Genomic DNA, 18,159 nt, shown 5'->3' on the forward strand with positions numbered 1-18,159 from the left:
TATATTTGTTAAAATAAAGGGAGAACTAAAAAAAACGGGAGAGCTAAGCTCTCCCCTACAAATGTATATTTATTGTTTTGTAACTTTTTCATAATCTCTTAAACTTTCAATAACCTTTGGACTAAGAACAAATAATGCTATGATGTTAGGAAGTACCATCAGACCATTGAAGGTGTCTGCCATATCCCATACCAACTTTACTTCCAATGTTGAGCCTAGTATTATAAATGCTAATACCAATATTCTATAGAATAGTATTCCCTTTTTTCCAAACAAAAATTTGATATTTGCTTCTCCAAAGAAATACCATCCTATTATTGTAGAAAAGGCAAAGAACAATAAACTTATAGCTATGAACGGATTACCATATTTACCAAATGCTTTTGTGAAAGCTAATTGTGTAAGTAATGGGCCAGTTTCACCAGATGTAAAGGCACCTGTCATTATTATTACTAGAGCTGTTAGTGTACATATGACTACAGTGTCAATGATTACTCCTACTATAGCTACAAAACCTTGTTCTGAAGGATATTTAACCTTTGCTACAGCATGAGCATGAGGTGTTGAACCCATACCTGCTTCATTTGAAAATAGACCTCTTGCTACCCCGTACCTTATTACTTGTTTTACAGAGGCCCCAAATATTCCACCAGCTATTGCCTGAGGGTTAAAGGCACCTTCAAAAATCATTTGAAATGTTGGTCCAATGTTTTTGTAATTTACAATAACTATTATCAAACAACCTAGTATATATAGTATAGCCATAATAGGAACGACCAATTCAGTAAAGGAAGCTATTCTACCCATTCCACCAGAAAATATTAAATAAGCTAAAATAGCTATTGCTATACCTACCACTAATTCAGATACTCCAAATGCTTTGTTCATGGAGGCAGCTATGGAATTTGACTGTACCATATTTCCTACAAAACCTAATGCTATAATGATGGCTACTGCGAAGAATGCAGCTAAAAATTTAGCCAGAGTCTTGTTTTTAAGACCTTTGCTGATATAATAAGCTGGTCCTCCTGTTACTTCTCCATCAACTCTATCTTTAAAAATTTGAGCAAGTACTGCTTCGGCAAAGATAGTACCCATTCCAAAGAATGCACTTACCCACATCCAAAATATTGCACCAGGGCCTCCAGAGGCTATGGCTGTAGCTACTCCTGCTAAGTTTCCTGTACCTACTTGAGCAGCTATAGCTGTTGCAAGAGCTTGGAAGGAAGACATACCATCTTTATTTGCTCTTTCGTCTTTTTTAAAAATACCGCCAAAAACTTGCTTCATTGCAGGTCTAAATTTCCTTATTTGAATAAATCTTAGTCTAAATGTATAATATATTCCTACTCCAACTAACAAAAATATTAATAGATAATCCCATAACACAGTGTTTATAATGTTTATAATTTTCGGAAAATTCATTTCGTACCTCCTTTGCTATTTTTATTTGTTTTCCAAAGTATAGCTTTAGTACGCTAATGTAATGTATGCTATTGGTTTAAATATTCTAACAAAAAAATATATAAGTTTCAATAATTATTTTTATCAATACTATGTTTTTTTATTAAAAAAAAAGATCCCAAAACTGGAATCTTTTTTTCAAAACAATATTAAAAGGTATATTATATATAAAATTAGTAGCAAAGCTCCTGTTTTTCTGTTTATCTCTCCTTTTAAAAAACCACTTAATACAAACAAAATCATTATTAAAAATGAAAAGGGAGTATCTAAAAACAATGTTTGCCTATTTACAAGTAGACCATGATCGCTTACAAGAGTTGAAGCTCCTATAACACTTGTTAGATTTAATATATTGGCACCGATGATATTTCCTACAGATATATTTGATTCTCCTTTGATAAGTGCTACTATTGCTGTAACCAATTCTGGCAGTGAAGTTCCTACTGCTAATAGTGTTAGGCTGACAACTTGTTTTGGTATTCTTAGCATTTGGGATATTTTTATCCCAGTATCTACTAATATATGTGCGCCTATGACAATGAAAAGTGCGCCTAGAACAAATTTGATTATATTTACAAATATTTCTTTTTTATTATAGGAAATAGATTTTTTGTTTTTTTGGATATTTTTATTTTGACTTTTTAATTCAATTATATTCATCATAATAAATATTGAAAATATTACCATTAGAAAAATTCCTTCACCAAAATCTACAACTCCATCAAAAGCAAAAACATAGAATACTACAACACATACTATCATTATGAATCCTTTCAAACTAAATGAAGCTCTATTTATCTTTATTGGTTTGATAAATGCACATAAGCCAATGATAAAAGCAATATTGCAAATACTTGAACCTATGGCATTTCCTATAGCCATATCTGAGTGACCTTGATTGCTAGCAACTGTGGATACAAATAACTCTGGCAAAGTTGTTGCAATGCTCACGATTGTTGCTCCTATTATCATTGAGGGTATTCCAGTTTTTTCAGCTATCCAAATAGCTGAATCCACAAACATATCTCCACCTTTTACTATAATAACGAGACCAATAAAAAAAACAGCAAACACTAATAAGTTTTCCATTATTACCACCAGCCATTCGTAAATTATAGTATATGTATATATGAAAACCCCTTTATATATTCCTACTATATAAAGACAAGGGACAGGTTCACTGTCCCTATGCTTTCAATTTGAAAAAAGCTAAGAATATTAGTATCAATCCTGATATCCAAGAAAACCCTATTTTAGATTTTGAAACGAGTTTTTCTCCTATTTTTAATCCTATGAAAATAATTGCTATATTGAGTATAAAAGATAGTACTATTATTTGCATATAGTTTATACTTCCCATGGCAGTTCCAAATCCTATTCCAAGGGAATCTAGAGATAGGGCTATTCCTAGATAAAAAGCTTCCATCAAGTCTATATCTCCAGATTGATTTATATCGGCTTTTGTACAGTCTACAACTACATCTATAATTATTTTTATATTTGAAAATTTTATTTCGAATTTATTTTTGTTTCTTTGGATAAAAAAGTTGACAATGCCTTCTAACAAGAAATATATTCCTATGAACAATAGTATTAAAAAACTAATGATAGTTGGCAATCTTCCAGGGAGTATGTTTTTAAGTGTATTGCCTAAAAACATAGCTATAGATAATATTCCTGTACAAATAAAATTTATTAAGAAAAGAGATTTTATAGGTATTTTTATCTTTTTCATTCCATAAGCAATTCCTATAGCTAAGGAATCTATACAAATAGCCACTACTATAAATAATGATTCTAGCATTTTAACACATCCTTTTTCAATCAAACTAGCTATAGATATAGTATTCTAAAAGATTAAAAAAGGACACAAAAAAGGACAGTGAACCTGTCCGAGGCCACTGAAAAACGATGTAATAATATGTAAGATGAATTAAATATAAAATAGATAAGCAAAATCCTCCTTAATTTGGTATAATGTAATTGATAAGAAAACATAACCAAAAGGAGGATTTGCAATGCTTAAAGGCAAAAATAATCAATTAAGCATCTACTCAATATTATATAATAAAATACCAGAAAATCATACATTAAAATTAATAAATAAAGCTATAGACTTAAGTTTTGTAACGAAACTACTTGAAGTATCATACAACAAATACTATGGAAGGCCAGCTAAGGACCCTGAACTTATGATTAGACTTTTGATATTACAGTACTTGTACAATTTGTCGGATGAAAAGCTAATTGAAGAATGTTCATTAAACTTAGCATTTATGTGGTTTTTAGGAATAAATCCAGATGACGATTTGCCAGATTCAAGTTTACTATCTAAATTTAGAGTACATAGATTAAATGATATAACATTAGATCAAATAATAACTGAAATTGTAAGACAGTGCATAGAAAAAGGAATAATTAAAGATACTGGTATTAGCATAGATGCAACCCATACAGAAGCTAATACTTTCAAAGCTACTCCTGAAAGAGTAATAAAACACTTAGCAAAGAAAATATTTAAAACTTATGAAGAAGAATCAGGAGAACTACCTAAAAATATAGATAAAGATATTCCAGATTACAAACAAATTGAAAATCATAAAGAAGCAAAGAAAACTATGAAGGATTATCTTGAAAAAGAAATTGAAAAAGTTGAAAACATTGTTAATCAAGAGGAAAATCCTAAAACAATAAAAGTTTTGGAAAATGCAAAAGAAATATTAAAAGATCCAAAATTCATAGAACAAAGAGGAGTTCGATCAATTGTTGACCAAGAAGCAAGAGTCGGACATAAAAGTAAAACAGAACGTTTTTTTGGATATAAAACAGAATTTATGATGACAACTGATGAGAGGATAATAACAGCGGTAACAGTAAAAAGTGGAGAATATGTAGATGGAACAAATTTTGATAAGTTAATAGAATTGACTAATCAAACAGGTTTAAAAGTAGAAGAAGTCTTTGGAGATAAAGCATATTTTAGAAAGCCCATATTAGATAAAATAAAGGAAATAGAAGCAAAGGCATATATCCCAATAAGTGAAATGTCATATAAAATAGATGAAGAAATATTTAGTTACAACAAAGATTCAGATGAATGGTTTTGTAGCCAAGGAAACATAACAATAAGAAAAAAACATAGAAAAGACAAAAGCGGAAAAGAGACATATAAATATTACTTTGAAAAGGAAAAGTGCAGGAATTGTAGTAAAAGAGAAGAGTGCAAAACTGGAAAAAGAGTTGGTAGGATTCTTGAAGTAGGTATAAACACTCCTGAATTTTATGGATACAGCCAAGAACAAAAAACAGATGGATTCAAAGAAAAATACAAAAAAAGAGCTTGCCATGAAGGGAAAAATGGTGAAATGAAAAATCATCATGGATTAAACCGTGCTCGAGGGTACGGTTTAAGAAGCATGTCCACGCAAGCAAAATTAACTGCAATAGCAGTTAATTTAAAGAGGATAGCAAGCATACTATCCTCTAAATTATCTTCATTTTTATGTGTTTTAAGGTTTAATTCAATATTTTATAAAAAAATTGTGGTTTAATAATAATTTAAGGGACGAGGGAAATTTTTAAGGCTACTTTTTCAGTGGCCTCGAACCTGTCCCCTTGTCCTTATATGTTAATGATGCCTTCAATAACTATTATTGATTGACCGCCTACTTTGACCATGAAACTGTCACCATCCTTTTCTATTTGGCAATGAATGTGACTAGTTCTATTCATGGTTTCACCTTGTACAGATATTATCTCATTATTTTCAAGTAAATCGTTTTTCTTTAAATAATATAACATTGCTCCATTTGCAGTACCAGTAGCTGATTCTTCGTTTATTCCTACAAGTGGTGCAAAGTTCCTAGTGTACACTATATCCGATTTGCTATCTGATAGACTAAAAGCATGTACCCCTAGTATCCCCAGCTCATGGGATAATTCTTCTAATTCTTCATAATTAGCTTTTATATTGTAAAGGGTTTCTTTGTCTTTTATAGGTAGCATGATATCTGGAAGACCTGTTGATATTATCTCTGGTTTTGCTTCTTTGAAACTTGTACCTACATCATTTGCATCTATTCGCATGGCTTTTAGTAGTCTATCTACTTGACTTACATCTCCTATAGACTTTGGTCTGCCTTGCTCCATCATCACTTTGTATACTTCTCCATCTTTGTAGTATATTTCAACTAAAAGATTTCCTACTCTTGTCTCTTGATATATTCTTTTTATACCATCATCAATTGGTGTGATATAACCTTTTTTGGCTAAGCTATAAAATGAACCTATAGTAGCATGTCCACATAAATCTATTTCACATACAGGTGTAAAAAATCTCACTCTGAAACTACTTTTGTCTTTTGGAAAAATAAAAGCTGTTTCTGCGAGATTCATTTCTCTAGCTACTCTTCGCATATCTGCTTCTGATAGTTCACTAGCATCAGGAACAACTCCAGCTGGATTTCCACCAAAAGCTACATCTGTAAAAGCATCTACTTGGTATATATTGAGTTGCATACTTTTCACCTCTGTTTAAATTTATTGTGCAAAATGTTTCACGTGAAACATTATTGTTCTATTATGGCATCTAATATTCTTTCTAGGTCTTCTTCCCCATAATATTCAATCTCTATTTTACCTTTGTCTTTTCCATAGATGATTTTAACCTTTGTTCCCAAATAACTCATCAGGTTTTCTTCTAACTCTACAACTATTGGATCCTTCCTCTTTGAACTTATGCTTTTATTTATCTTTATTTGTTTGGCCATATCCTCTGTCTGTCTGACATTTAACTTCTTACCAATTATCTCATCTGTTGCTCTTTTTCGTTCTTTTTGATTTTTTATAGATAATAATGCTCTGCCATGACCACTAGTTATTTTTCCTTCTTCTACTAAGTTTAATGTTTCATTATCAAGATTTAGTAGCCTCAATGTATTTGCTATATAAGATCTACTCTTGCCTACCACTTGAGATAATTCTTCTTGTTTTAATTTATATTTGTCCATTAGTTCTTTAAATGCTCTAGCCTCTTCTATTGGATTTAAGTCTTCCCTTTGAATGTTTTCGATAAGTGCCAACTTCATGGCTTCAAAGTCTTCTATATCTCTAACCAGACAAGGTACTTCCTTTAGCCCTGCCAACTGTGAGGCTTTCCACCTTCTTTCTCCAGCTACTATTTCATATTTGTTTTCTACTTTTCTTACTATTATTGGCTGTATAATTCCATAACTTTTTATGGAATGAGATAATTCCTCTAGACCCTCTTCATCAAACTCTTTTCTAGGTTGATTTTTGTTTGGTTTTATTAGGGAAATATCAATATTTGTAATAGAATCTTTTTCTTCCCCAATTTCAAGAAACTCTTCTATTGGTTCATCTGGAATCAATGCAGATAGTCCTTTTCCAAGTCCTCTCTTTTTGGCCATCTATATTTCCTCCTCTGATAATTCTAAAAACTCCTCGGCTAAGTCCATATATGCCTCTGCCCCTTTTGACTTTGGATCATAATCTATTACGGATATGCCGTGACTAGGTGCTTCTGCAAGTCTTACATTTCTAGGTATGATAGTTGTATATACTTTTCCTCTGAAGTATTTCTTTACTTCATCTACAACTTGTATAGATAGGTTTGTCCTTCCATCAAACATACTGAGTACTACACCTTCTATGTCCAAATTAGGATTCAAGCTTTTCTTTACGAGTTTGATGGTATCTACCAATTGGCTTACTCCTTCCAATGCATAGTATTCACATTGTATTGGAACAAGTACGCTTTCAGAAGCTGTCAATGCATTGATACTCAAAATACCAAGTGATGGTGGACAATCGATAAGTATGAAGTCATAAATCTCTTCAACTCTTTCTAAGGCTCTTTTCAATCTCAACTCTCTACCTTCTAAGCCTATCAGTTCCACTTCTGCTCCTGCTAATTCAACATTGGATGGTACTAGGTATACACTTTCCGCATTAGTTTCTACTATTATTTCATTTATGTTGTATTCATTAATAAGTATATCATATATTGATGTCTTTAGTGTCCTTTTATCTATACCTAAACCACTGGTAGTATTTCCCTGAGGATCTATATCTATTATTAGTACTTTTTTGTTTTTTTGACCTAATGCTGCACCAAGGTTTATTGTTGTTGTACTCTTTCCAACACCACCTTTTTGGTTGAATATGGAAATTGTTTTTAGCATTTGTCACACTCCTAGATACTATTTGTGTTTATATATTCATTATAATGCAAATTTGGACAAAAAAATAGTAGGTAAACACCTACTATATAAAATGATTTATGAAAATGCCTATTTTTTTGGAATTTGTACTGTAACTTGTACATAATCTCCCATATCTTTTTCACTATATTTTGCAGTTTCACAATTGTCTTTTATTGCTTTGTATGCGGTTTTTAGTGTATTTAAATATATTTTAATATTTATAAGTCCTTTTATGTTTTGACTATGTTTTTCTTCATCATCCTTTGTTAAGTCATCTAAAATGTCTTCTATTAATTTTTCAGTTTTATTTACAGTCAAATCCTGTTTGACTATTTTTGCAGTAACTTCTCTCTTTAGATCATCATCTGGAAGTCTTAAAAGAGCCCTAGCATGTCGTTCAGATAAATTGTTTTCCACTAAAAGTTCTTTTATATCTTCAGGTAATTTCAATATCCTAAGCTTGTTGGCTATTGTTGACTGACTCTTTCCTAGCTTTTCTGCAAGTTCCTGTTGTGTAAAACCATGATCATTTATTAGATTAAAGTATCCTTCTGCCTCTTCTACAAAAGTCAAATCTTCTCTCTGTAAGTTTTCTATTAATGCCACCATAGCTGAATCTTGGTCCTTATAGTTTACGATTATTGCAGGTATTTCCTCTAAATCAGCAATTTCCGAAGCTCTCAATCTTCTTTCACCCGCTATCAATTCATAACTTTCATCACACAACTTTCGTACACTTATGGGCTGAATGAGACCATAAGTCTTAATAGACTGACTCAACTCTTCTAATGCTCTTCTATTAAATTTTTTTCTAGGTTGATAAGGATTAGGTCGTATAGATTTAATAGGTATAATTTTTATTTCAGCTTGTACACTTTGCATATTATCCACATCCCTCTTCCCTTCTAACATTAGTCTTTATTTATTATTCTATAAATTGTAAAGAATTCCTTCTTTTTATTTAGAGAATCGTTCATCAAATTTGTTTATTTTACAACGGATTCTTCTTTGGTTTGCCAGCTTGTCTAGGGTATTTTGTCGGAGTTTCGCTAACTTTTTTTAATATTATCAAACTATGTACTATATCGCTATTGGGTACTGGAACTAATACTTTGTCTACAAATTCTCCACCTAATACTCTTATTGCTTTTTTTGCCTCTTCTAATTCCTCATCTATATTTTTTCCCTTCATAGATACGAAATACCCTCCTACCTTTACAAAAGGTAATGTGTATTCGCATAGTACATCTAGGGAAGCTACTGCTCTAGATATGGCTATATCGAATTTCTCTCTATACTTTTTATCTTGTCCATAGTCTTCAGCTCTTCCATGGATTGTGTTTACATTATCTAATTTAAGTTCTTTGATTACTTCATCTAAAAAGTTAATCCTCTTTTTTAAGCTATCTAATAGTACTAAGTCTATACTTTCTTCTACTATTTTTAGTGGCAATCCTGGAAACCCACCACCTGTTCCTATATCTATTACTTTGACACCCTTTTTGAATAGGTCTATTTTTAATATTGTTAAGCTGTCTAAAAAATGTTTTATATCTATTTCTTCTTCATCATCTATGGCGGTTATATTTATCTTTTGATTCCATTCTAAAAGTAGCTCTTTATATAATGTAAACTTACTCACCTGTTCTTCTGTTAGTTGGATGTCCAATTCCTTTGATCCATCTATTAATGTATTTACATTAATCATTTTTTCCACTCCTAGCTCTTCTTCTTTGTTCTAAATAAATAAGTAATACATTTATATCTGCTGGAGATACTCCAGATATTCTAGAAGCCTGACCTACAGAATCTGGTCTTATGTCGTTTAGCTTTTGCATCGCTTCGTTACTCAATCCTTTTACATCTTTATAATCTATTTCATCAGGTAGTTTCTTTTCTTCAAGTTTCTTGAAATGTTCTATTTGTGCCATCTGTTTTTTAATATAGCCTTCGTATTTTATTTCTGTCTCTACAAGTAGTCTTATTTCTCTAGGTAATTCTGGTCTTTCAGGGTCTAGTTCGGCTAATAGTTCATATCCTAGTTCAGGTCTTTTTATTAAGTCATATAGACTATTTGGGGTTTTTAGTTCTGCACTGCCCCATTGTTTTAGGTAATTGTTGTTTTCCTTAGTTGGGGTTATATTAGTCTTTCTTAGCCTATTCAATTCATTTTCTAGTGCTTCTCTCTTGTAGAGTACATTATTGTATCTTTGTTCACTTGCAAGACCTAGTTTGTATCCTTTTTCAGTTAGTCTAAGGTCTGCATTGTCTTGTCTAAGTGTAAGCCTGTATTCTGCTCTAGAAGTCATCATCCTATAGGGTTCGTTGGTTCCCTTGGTTACTAGGTCATCTATAAGTACTCCTATATAGGCCTCTGATCTGTCTAGTATAAAGGGCTCTTCGCCTTTTAAGTTTTGTACTGCATTGATTCCTGCTATTAAACCTTGGGCAGCTGCTTCTTCATATCCTGAAGAACCACATATTTGACCTGCAAAGAACAAATTGTTTATTTCCTTGTATTCTAATGTTCTCTTAAGTATTGTTGGATCGATACAATCGTATTCTATACCATAGGCACTTCTCATAAACTTGACATTTTCAAGGCCTATGACTGTTCTATACATTTCTATTTGTACTTCTTCTGGTAGGGTACTACTCATACCTTGGACATACATTTCTTTGGTATCAAGTCCTTCTGGTTCAATGAATATTTGATGTTTGTCTTTGTCACTAAATCTAACTACTTTGTCTTCTATTGAAGGACAATATCTTGGTCCTATACCTTCTATTACTCCTGAGTACATTGGAGATCTACCTAGATTTCTTCTTATTATCTCATGGGTTTCATTGGTTGTATAAGTTAAATAGCAAGGTACTTGTTCTACATCAAATTCTTTACCTATGTTTAAAAAGGAAAAAGGTATTATCTCTTCATCTCCTGGTTGAATAGTAGTCTTTGAATAGTCTATACTGTCTCTGTGAACTCTTGCTGGAGTTCCTGTTTTAAACCTTCTAAGTCCTATGCCTAATCTCTCTAGGGAACTAGATAGTATATTTGATGGGAATAGTCCATCTGGGCCACTTTCAAAATCCACTTCTCCAATATATATTCTTCCCTTAAGATAAGTTCCTGTACAAAGTATGACTGCCTTTGCATTGAATACTGCACCAGTTCTAGTAACTACCCCACTTACATTATTATCTTCAACTAATATCTCTACTACTTCACCCTGTTTTAAATCCAAGTTCTCTTCATCTTCCAATACCTTTTTCATTTCTCTATGGTATTTCTTCTTGTCAGCTTGCACTCTCAATGAGTGTACTGCTGGGCCTTTTGAAGTATTAAGCATTCTGCTTTGTATAAATGATTTGTCTATATTTAAAGCCATTTCTCCACCTAGTGCGTCTATTTCCCTTACCAAATGGCCTTTTCCTGTACCTCCAATATTAGGATTACAAGGCATACTAGCTATGGAATCTAATGTCATAGTTAGCATAAGGGTTTTCATGCCCATTCTAGCTCCAGCAAGTGCTGCTTCACATCCTGCATGCCCTGCACCGATTACAACTATATCATAATCTCCTCCTATATATTTTTTAACCTCTCTCATATTTTAAGTTTTCCTCCTCATACAACTATTTACCTATACAAAATTCTTTAAATACTTTGTCTATTATGTCTTCAGATACAGTGTCTCCAGATATTTCTCCTAAATTGCTCCAACAATTTTTCACATCTACTTCTATACAATCCAGTGGTACGTTCATATCTATACCATTTATTGCATCAAGTATATTTTTCTTTGCCTTTTGAAGTTGATCTTTGTGTCTTAGATTTGTAACCATCACTTCACCTTTTACTTCAACTTCGCCACTGTAAAACATATCTACTATTGTATTTTCCAACTCTTCTATACCTTCACCTTTAGCAATAGAGGTGTTTATAATCTTTTTGTCACCTATTATTTTAGCTAGTTTTTCCCTATCATATACATTAGGTAAATCCGTTTTGTTTAATAATACTATTGATCTTCTTTGCTTAACTAGCTCTATTATCTCTTCATCTTCTTGAGACAGTTCTCTAGAAGCGTCAAATACTGCGATTATGAGATCTGCTTGTTCAACTACTTGTTTAGCTCTGTCTACACCTATCTTTTCAACTAAATCTTCCGTATCTCTTATACCAGCTGTATCCACTATCTTTAATGGTATTCCTTCTACATTGACATACTCTTCTATTATATCTCTTGTAGTTCCAGGTACATCTGTTACAATAGCTCTATTTTCTCTTAATATTGCATTTAGTAGGGAACTCTTCCCAACATTAGGTTTTCCAAGTATTACAGTGTTTAGTCCTTCTCTTAGGATCTTTCCTCTATCCGCTGTTTCTAATAGTTTTACTATATCTTCAAGTACTACATTAGCTTTTACTTTAAGTTCATCATATGTAATTTCTTCTATGTCTTCTTCAGGAAAATCTATAGATACTTCTATATGTGCAATCATATTCAAAAGAACATCTTGTATTTCTTTAATCTTATAAGACAAAGATCCTTCTAGTTGATTTAGTGATACATCATAGCTTTTGTCAGTTTTCGCCCTTATCAAATCTATAACTGCTTCTGCTTGAGATAGGTCTAATCTTCCGTTCAAAAAGGCTCTTTTAGTAAATTCACCTGCTTCTGCAAGTCTTGCTCCGTTTTTAAGTAATAGTTCTAGTATTCTCTTTACAGATATGGCTCCTCCATGACAATATATTTCTACGATATCTTCTCTGGTATAGGTATATGGAGCCTTCATATATACTACCAATACTTCATCTACTATACTGTCATCACTTGGGTCTACTATATGTCCATATGTCAATTTTCTATTTGAAACATTTTTAAGTCCGTCTGTGTGTTTTCCTTTAAACAATGTATCAACAATATTTAATGAGTACTTTCCACTCATTCTCACTATTCCAATACCAGCTTCACCTACAGCTGATGATATAGCAGCAATAGTATCAGTCACCAAATCACCTTCTCCTTAAGATAATATAAACCCAGTAATATACTGGGTTTATTTAACTTCTATTACAACTCTTCTATATGGTTCTTCACCTTCACTAAGAGTAGTTACACCATCTGTATTTTGCAATGCTGAATGAATAATTCGTCTTTCATAAGGATTCATTGGTTCAAGTTTTATAGGTCTTTTACTGTATTTAGCTTTTTGAGCCATTCTATGTGCTAGTCTAATTAGGGTTTCTTCTCTTTTCTTTCTATATCCTTTTACATCAACTAATACTCTTATATATTTTTCTCTATTTCTATTTACTGCAAGACTTAATAAATATTGAACAGAATCTAGGGTATTGCCCCTTCTTCCAATTAAAATCCCCATATCTGAGGAATTTATGTCTTTTATATCTACAAATACTGTTGTATTTTTTCTATTTACATCTGCCCTTCCACTTAATTGCATCTTATTAAGTAGCATATCTATAAAGTTTTGAGTAATTTCTACAGGATCATTTACTACAGTTACTTTTACTTTAGCATCCTTAACACCTATAAGTCCAAACAATCCTTTACTTGGTTCTTCCATTACCTCTACATCTACATCTTCCCTATCTACACCTAGCTCCTTGACAGCTTCTTCAATAGCTTCTTCTACGGTTTTGGAAACCTTTACAATAGACCTCATATTAATTTGACTCCTCCTTAATATCACCCATAGACCTATTCAATATCAACTGTTGTATTATCTGGAATGTATTGCTTATTACCCAATACAATGCTAAACCAGAAGGAAAATTCCTTGCAGCAAACCAAATCATTATTGGAAGAAAAGTATTCATCATCTTCTGTGTTTGTGCTGCTTGTGGGTCTGGAGATTGTGCTGTTTTCATAGTTATACTCTGTAAATAGGTAGTAAGAGCTGCAACTAAAGGTAATCCCCATAAATATGGATCAGGCTTTTCCAAATTAGAAATCCAAAAGAATGTTTTGCTTATAGAATTATATAATTCTTGACTTTTAAAAACATATTGAACTGGATCACCTAGGGCCTTAAAAAACCCTAAAAGTATTGGTAATTGAACTATAAGGATCAAACAACTGGAAAATGGATTAACTTTGTTTTCCTTATAAACTTCCATTGTTTTAGCTTGCATGGTCTGTGGGTCACTTTTATATTTATCTTGAATTTCTTTCAGTTTTGGTTGAATATCATTCATCTTTTTCATTGATTTCATTTGGCCAAGGCCAATTGGAAGTAAAATAAACTTAAATACTATAGTAGTGAGTATAATAGCTATAGCATAAAAAGATAGATGCTCTGGTTCAGTACCTACCTTAGAAACCAAATCGTAAATCAATTTCAACAAGCCACCTAATGGCTTTGCGAAAATTTTTGACATATATTAACCCCCTATCACTTGACTGGATCATATCCTCCAGGATTAAAAGGATTACATCTCAATATTCTTTTTACACCCATAAATCCACCCTTTAAAAGTCCATATTTTTCAATAGCTTCCAATGTATATTGTGAACATGTGGGATAAAATCTACAACATCTATTGGGTAACAGATATCTCGATATAAATTTTTGATAAAACTTAATCATAATGATTGCAAGTCTTTTCATAATTTCACCTATTGTCTCAAAATATGAGAAATTTTAAGAAGATGAAGCATTGCACTTTCTATTTTTTCGTAACTAGAATCTTTTGTATTTCTCTTAGGTATAAATATCAAATCATATCCACCTTTAAGTTTATAGCAATTCAATCTATATATTTCTTTCATCCTTCTCTTTACTTTATTTCTATTCACACTATTTCCAATCTTTTTCGATACAGAAAACCCAATCCTATTATAATCTAATTCATTTTTAAAAACATAAAGCACCAAAAGACGATTTCCATAACTTTTCCCTTTGCTATAAACTCTTTTAAAATCCATTTTACTTCTCAGTCTTTTTTCCTTTTCCATTGCAACGCTCCTTCAAATAGCATAAAAGAACCTGTGCTACAATAAAAGGCCACTATCCGCGGCCTTATGCTGTCAATCTCTTTCTGCCCTTTCTTCTACGTCTTTTTAATACTTCTCTACCTTGTTTAGTGCTCATTCTCTTTCTAAAACCATGTTCTTTACTTCTTTGTCTCTTTTTTGGTTGATATGTTCTTTTCATTAACTACACCTCCTTCATCGACTATCTGGAGCCAATATATGAAAGTTTACTGTTTTCTCTTAATATAGAAAACTAAAATTCTACTATTGATTATAGTTGTAGCTTCAGTTAATGTCAAGAATTTTAACTATTATTTAATTAACAGAAGAAATATTAACAGCCTGTTTTTATTGTGGATAACTTTTATGTTTTTGTTGATAATAGTTTTAATTTTTGATATCATGAAATAGGATGTGGATTATTTTAAAAACTATTCACTTTTCCACAGTTATACACAGATTGTGGATAGATTGTGGAAAACTTTTGTTCTAATATAACAATATCTTACAAAGCCTTGGAAATATCTAGCTTATTATCCACACAAACATATATATTATTTCTGTGGATAATCGATTTTTAAAGACCTTATTTTCATTATTAACATTTTATCAATAGCTTATCCACAAAAATAATAATTATTTTCTAAAAGTTTTTTTTAAAACTTTAATAATGTTTTGTGGATAACCCTGTTGATATTTTTTATCTTTATAAATATTTAGGACAAATATTTTAAGTCCTATTCATTATAAATAGGGGGACAGACTTTATGAATTCAAATTTAGAAAGTATTTGGAACGATACTTTAAAAGTAATCAAAGTTGAATTAACTGAAGTAAGTTTTAATACTTGGTTAAAGACTATAGAACCTATTTCTATTACAGAGGACAATATTATACTTGCAGCTCCAAATGAATTTACAAAAGGCATATTAGTAGGTAGATATTTGAATCTTATAAAAAATGCAGTAAAACAAGTGACAAATACAGATTTTGAGGTGCAATTTATAATTCCTGGAGAAGAGATTTCCATAGATAGTGAAAATGGACAAACTCCTATTGTTGTTGAAAACAACGACAATACTCTTAGAGGACTTTTAAATCCAAAGTATACCTTTGATACCTTTGTAATAGGTAATAGTAACAGATTTGCTCATGCTGCCAGTTTAGCAGTAGCAGAAGCTCCAGCTCAAGCTTACAATCCACTTTTCATATATGGAGGAGTTGGATTAGGTAAGACCCACTTGATGCACGCTATTGGACATTATATTTTAAATCAAAACCCTAAGTCAAAAGTAGTTTATGTATCTAGTGAAAAGTTTACAAATGAACTTATCAACTCTATTAGAGATGATAGAAATGATGAATTTAGAAACAGATATAGAAATGTAGATGTACTTTTGATTGACGATATTCAATTTATAGCTGGAAAAGAAAGAACTCAAGAGGAATTCTTCCATACTTTTAATGCTCTACATGAAGCAAATAAGCAGATTATTATTTCTAGTGATAGACCTCCAAAGGAGATTCCCACACTAGAGGACAGGCTTAGATCTCGTTTTGAATGGGGACTTATAGCGGATATACAACCACCTGATTTAGAAACTAGAATAGCAATACTTAAGAAAAAGGCTAAGGTAGAGAATTTAGATGTTGAAAATGATGTGATGCTCTATATAGCTACAAAAATTCAATCCAATATTAGAGAATTAGAGGGAGCACTTATAAGGATAGTTGCATATTCTTCCCTTACAAACAAAGAAGTAACTGTAGAATTGGCTGAAGAAGCATTGAAGGATATTATTTCAAGCACTCAACCTAGAGAGATAACGGTGGATTTGATAAAAGAAGTAGTATCTAAAAACTTCAATATTAAGATGGAAGATTTTAATTCAAAAAAGAGAACTAGGGCTATTGCCTATCCAAGACAAGTAGCTATGTACTTATGCAGGGAACTAACTGATTTGTCTTTACCTAAGATAGGAGATGAATTTGGAGGAAGAGATCATACAACAGTTATTCATGCTTGCGACAAGATAGCTATAGACATTGAAGACGATTCAAATTTTGAAAGAAAAATAGATAATGTGATAAAAGAAATAAAAGGAGAATAATCAACAGAAATATGTAGATAAGCTGTTGATCCTTTGTGGAGAACTTATATTTATTTTTTTCTTTATTTTTTGTTGATAACTTTGCTTTTTATCATTTAGTTATCAACATGTTATTAAATATGCCAAAATCAATGAATTTGTGTTTTTCACACACTTATCCACATATCTACAGCCCCTACTACTATTACTACTATTATAGTATTATCATTCTATCTCTATTTAAGTCCAACAAAAAGGAGGATATTTTCAAATGAGAATACAAATAGAACAAAATCAATTGATGAAACATGTAAATATCGTTCAAAAAGGTATTTCCAGTAAAACAACTTTACCAATTTTAGATGGAATACTTATTGAGACGGTTGATGGTAGAATAAAACTTACTGGTACTGATTTGGAATTAGGTATTGAATCTTATATAGATGGCAATGTTTTAGAAGAGGGTTCTATAGTTATAAATTCTAGGATATTTGGAGACATAGTGAGAAAACTTCCTAATGAAACTATAGATATTGTGACAAAAGAAAATAAGATGAATATTTTGTGTAGAACTAGTGAATTCAATTTAATTGGAAATCCAGCTTTAGAGTATCCAGAACTTCCTACACTTATAGATCAATATAGTATTAAGATACCTATGGATTTGTTTAAGAGTACTATTAGACAGACAGTTTTTGCTACAACTCAAGATGAGACAAGGCCAATATTGACTGGTGTATTATTTGAGATAATAGATGACAAAGCATCTTTTGTAGCTCTTGATGGGTATAGATTGGCACTAAAGACTATAAAAGTAAATTCATCTGAAGATTTCAAGGTAGTAGTACCAGGAAAGACTTTGATAGAGTTAAACAAAATACTTGAAGATGAAGAAGATGATATAGATGTAGTTTTGACACCTAGCCATATAGTGTTTAAACTAGGAGATACTGTTGTCTATTCACGACTACTTGAGGGACAATTTTTGAACTATAGGGATATTATTAGAGAAGAGCACAATACTAGAGTTAAATTAAATAGAAAAGAATTCCAAAATTCATTGGAAAGGGCTTCACTTTTGGCTAAAGAAGAAAAGGCTAATTTGGTTAAATTAAATATATTAGAGGATAAACTTATTATAAAGTCTAACTCAGAAATAGGTAATGTACATGAAGAATTACCTATAGAAAAAACTGGAGAAGATGTACAAATAGCCTTCAATTCAAGATATATACTTGATGGGATAAAGGCTATGGATGTTGAGGAAATAGATCTATTCTTTATGGGAAGCTTGAATCCTTGTATTATTAGGCCTTGTGAAAGTGATAATTATACTTATTTGGTATTGCCTGTAAGATTAGCTAGAGATGATTATTAATA

18 protein-coding genes are annotated in these 18,159 nt (G+C 31.5%); 3 read left to right on the top strand and 15 right to left on the bottom strand.

Features of this window, described 5'->3' with window-relative positions; genetic code table 11:
* Positions 1-69: 69 nt before the first annotated feature.
* From BQ9840_RS07880 to ytaF, 3 genes are all read right to left on the bottom strand, one after another.
* The gene (locus BQ9840_RS07880; RefSeq protein WP_077369273.1) at positions 70-1,425 is read right to left on the bottom strand and encodes an alanine/glycine:cation symporter family protein; all 1,356 of its coding nucleotides are present in this window, start codon (positions 1,423-1,425) and stop codon (positions 70-72) included.
* 177 nt (positions 1,426-1,602) lie between these two features.
* On the bottom strand, positions 1,603-2,553 hold the full coding sequence (locus BQ9840_RS07885) for a calcium/sodium antiporter (RefSeq protein ID WP_077369274.1): 951 nt from the start codon (positions 2,551-2,553) through the stop codon (positions 1,603-1,605).
* 97 nt (positions 2,554-2,650) lie between these two features.
* Positions 2,651-3,268 carry a sporulation membrane protein YtaF gene (gene ytaF, locus BQ9840_RS07890; protein WP_077369275.1) on the bottom strand — a complete coding sequence of 206 codons (618 nt, stop codon included), beginning with the start codon at positions 3,266-3,268 and terminating at the stop codon, positions 2,651-2,653.
* Between the two features lie 214 nt (positions 3,269-3,482).
* Here ytaF and BQ9840_RS07895 point away from each other — a divergent pair, with 214 nt between their 5' ends.
* Positions 3,483-5,015 carry an IS1182 family transposase gene (locus tag BQ9840_RS07895; protein ID WP_077369276.1) on the top strand — a complete coding sequence of 511 codons (1,533 nt, stop codon included), beginning with the start codon at positions 3,483-3,485 and terminating at the stop codon, positions 5,013-5,015.
* 70 nt (positions 5,016-5,085) lie between these two features.
* Here BQ9840_RS07895 and BQ9840_RS07900 read toward each other — a convergent pair whose 3' ends face one another.
* The 12 genes from BQ9840_RS07900 to rpmH form a co-directional block, all read right to left on the bottom strand.
* The gene (locus BQ9840_RS07900) at positions 5,086-5,982 is read right to left on the bottom strand and encodes a PhzF family phenazine biosynthesis protein (protein ID WP_077369277.1); all 897 of its coding nucleotides are present in this window, start codon (positions 5,980-5,982) and stop codon (positions 5,086-5,088) included.
* A 50-nt stretch (positions 5,983-6,032) separates the two neighbouring features.
* Positions 6,033-6,893, bottom strand: a complete 861-nt coding sequence (locus BQ9840_RS07905; RefSeq protein WP_077369278.1) for a ParB/RepB/Spo0J family partition protein — start codon at positions 6,891-6,893, stop codon at positions 6,033-6,035.
* Complete coding sequence (locus BQ9840_RS07910; protein WP_077369279.1) at positions 6,894-7,667, bottom strand: ParA family protein; 774 nt, start codon at positions 7,665-7,667, stop codon at positions 6,894-6,896.
* 108 nt (positions 7,668-7,775) lie between these two features.
* Positions 7,776-8,600 (bottom strand): nucleoid occlusion protein, encoded by an 825-nt coding sequence (gene noc / locus BQ9840_RS07915; protein ID WP_077369280.1) that lies wholly within the window; start codon positions 8,598-8,600, stop codon positions 7,776-7,778.
* Between the two features lie 79 nt (positions 8,601-8,679).
* Positions 8,680-9,396: a 16S rRNA (guanine(527)-N(7))-methyltransferase RsmG gene (rsmG, locus tag BQ9840_RS07920; protein WP_077369281.1), complete on the bottom strand. Its 717-nt coding sequence runs from the start codon at positions 9,394-9,396 to the stop codon at positions 8,680-8,682.
* Positions 9,389-11,299, bottom strand: coding sequence for a tRNA uridine-5-carboxymethylaminomethyl(34) synthesis enzyme MnmG (gene mnmG / locus BQ9840_RS07925; RefSeq protein WP_077369282.1), 1,911 nt, complete (start codon positions 11,297-11,299; stop codon positions 9,389-9,391). Before mnmG ends, rsmG begins: the two co-directional genes overlap by 8 nt.
* 25 nt (positions 11,300-11,324) lie before the next feature.
* Positions 11,325-12,704 (bottom strand): tRNA uridine-5-carboxymethylaminomethyl(34) synthesis GTPase MnmE, encoded by a 1,380-nt coding sequence (mnmE, locus tag BQ9840_RS07930; protein WP_077370129.1) that lies wholly within the window; start codon positions 12,702-12,704, stop codon positions 11,325-11,327.
* A 48-nt stretch (positions 12,705-12,752) separates the two neighbouring features.
* On the bottom strand, positions 12,753-13,379 hold the full coding sequence (jag, locus tag BQ9840_RS07935) for an RNA-binding cell elongation regulator Jag/EloR (protein ID WP_077369283.1): 627 nt from the start codon (positions 13,377-13,379) through the stop codon (positions 12,753-12,755).
* 1 nt (position 13,380) lies between these two features.
* Positions 13,381-14,094: a YidC/Oxa1 family membrane protein insertase gene (locus BQ9840_RS07940; RefSeq protein WP_077369284.1), complete on the bottom strand. Its 714-nt coding sequence runs from the start codon at positions 14,092-14,094 to the stop codon at positions 13,381-13,383.
* A 14-nt stretch (positions 14,095-14,108) separates the two neighbouring features.
* On the bottom strand, positions 14,109-14,324 hold the full coding sequence (gene yidD, locus BQ9840_RS07945) for a membrane protein insertion efficiency factor YidD (RefSeq protein WP_077369285.1): 216 nt from the start codon (positions 14,322-14,324) through the stop codon (positions 14,109-14,111).
* Positions 14,325-14,332: 8 nt separating this feature from the next.
* On the bottom strand, positions 14,333-14,671 hold the full coding sequence (gene rnpA / locus BQ9840_RS07950) for a ribonuclease P protein component (protein WP_077369286.1): 339 nt from the start codon (positions 14,669-14,671) through the stop codon (positions 14,333-14,335).
* Between the two features lie 64 nt (positions 14,672-14,735).
* Positions 14,736-14,870 (bottom strand): 50S ribosomal protein L34, encoded by a 135-nt coding sequence (rpmH, locus tag BQ9840_RS07955; protein WP_077369287.1) that lies wholly within the window; start codon positions 14,868-14,870, stop codon positions 14,736-14,738.
* A 586-nt stretch (positions 14,871-15,456) separates the two neighbouring features.
* Here rpmH and dnaA point away from each other — a divergent pair.
* Both dnaA and dnaN read left to right on the top strand, forming a co-directional pair.
* Positions 15,457-16,800 carry a chromosomal replication initiator protein DnaA gene (dnaA, locus tag BQ9840_RS07960; protein WP_077369288.1) on the top strand — a complete coding sequence of 448 codons (1,344 nt, stop codon included), beginning with the start codon at positions 15,457-15,459 and terminating at the stop codon, positions 16,798-16,800.
* A 250-nt stretch (positions 16,801-17,050) separates the two neighbouring features.
* Positions 17,051-18,157, top strand: coding sequence for a DNA polymerase III subunit beta (gene dnaN / locus BQ9840_RS07965; protein WP_077369289.1), 1,107 nt, complete (start codon positions 17,051-17,053; stop codon positions 18,155-18,157).
* Positions 18,158-18,159: the final 2 nt, after the last annotated feature.

Origin of the sequence: Anaerosalibacter sp. Marseille-P3206, assembly GCF_900155565.1 — a bacterium.
Classification (GTDB): domain Bacteria; phylum Bacillota; class Clostridia; order Tissierellales; family Sporanaerobacteraceae; genus FUHM01.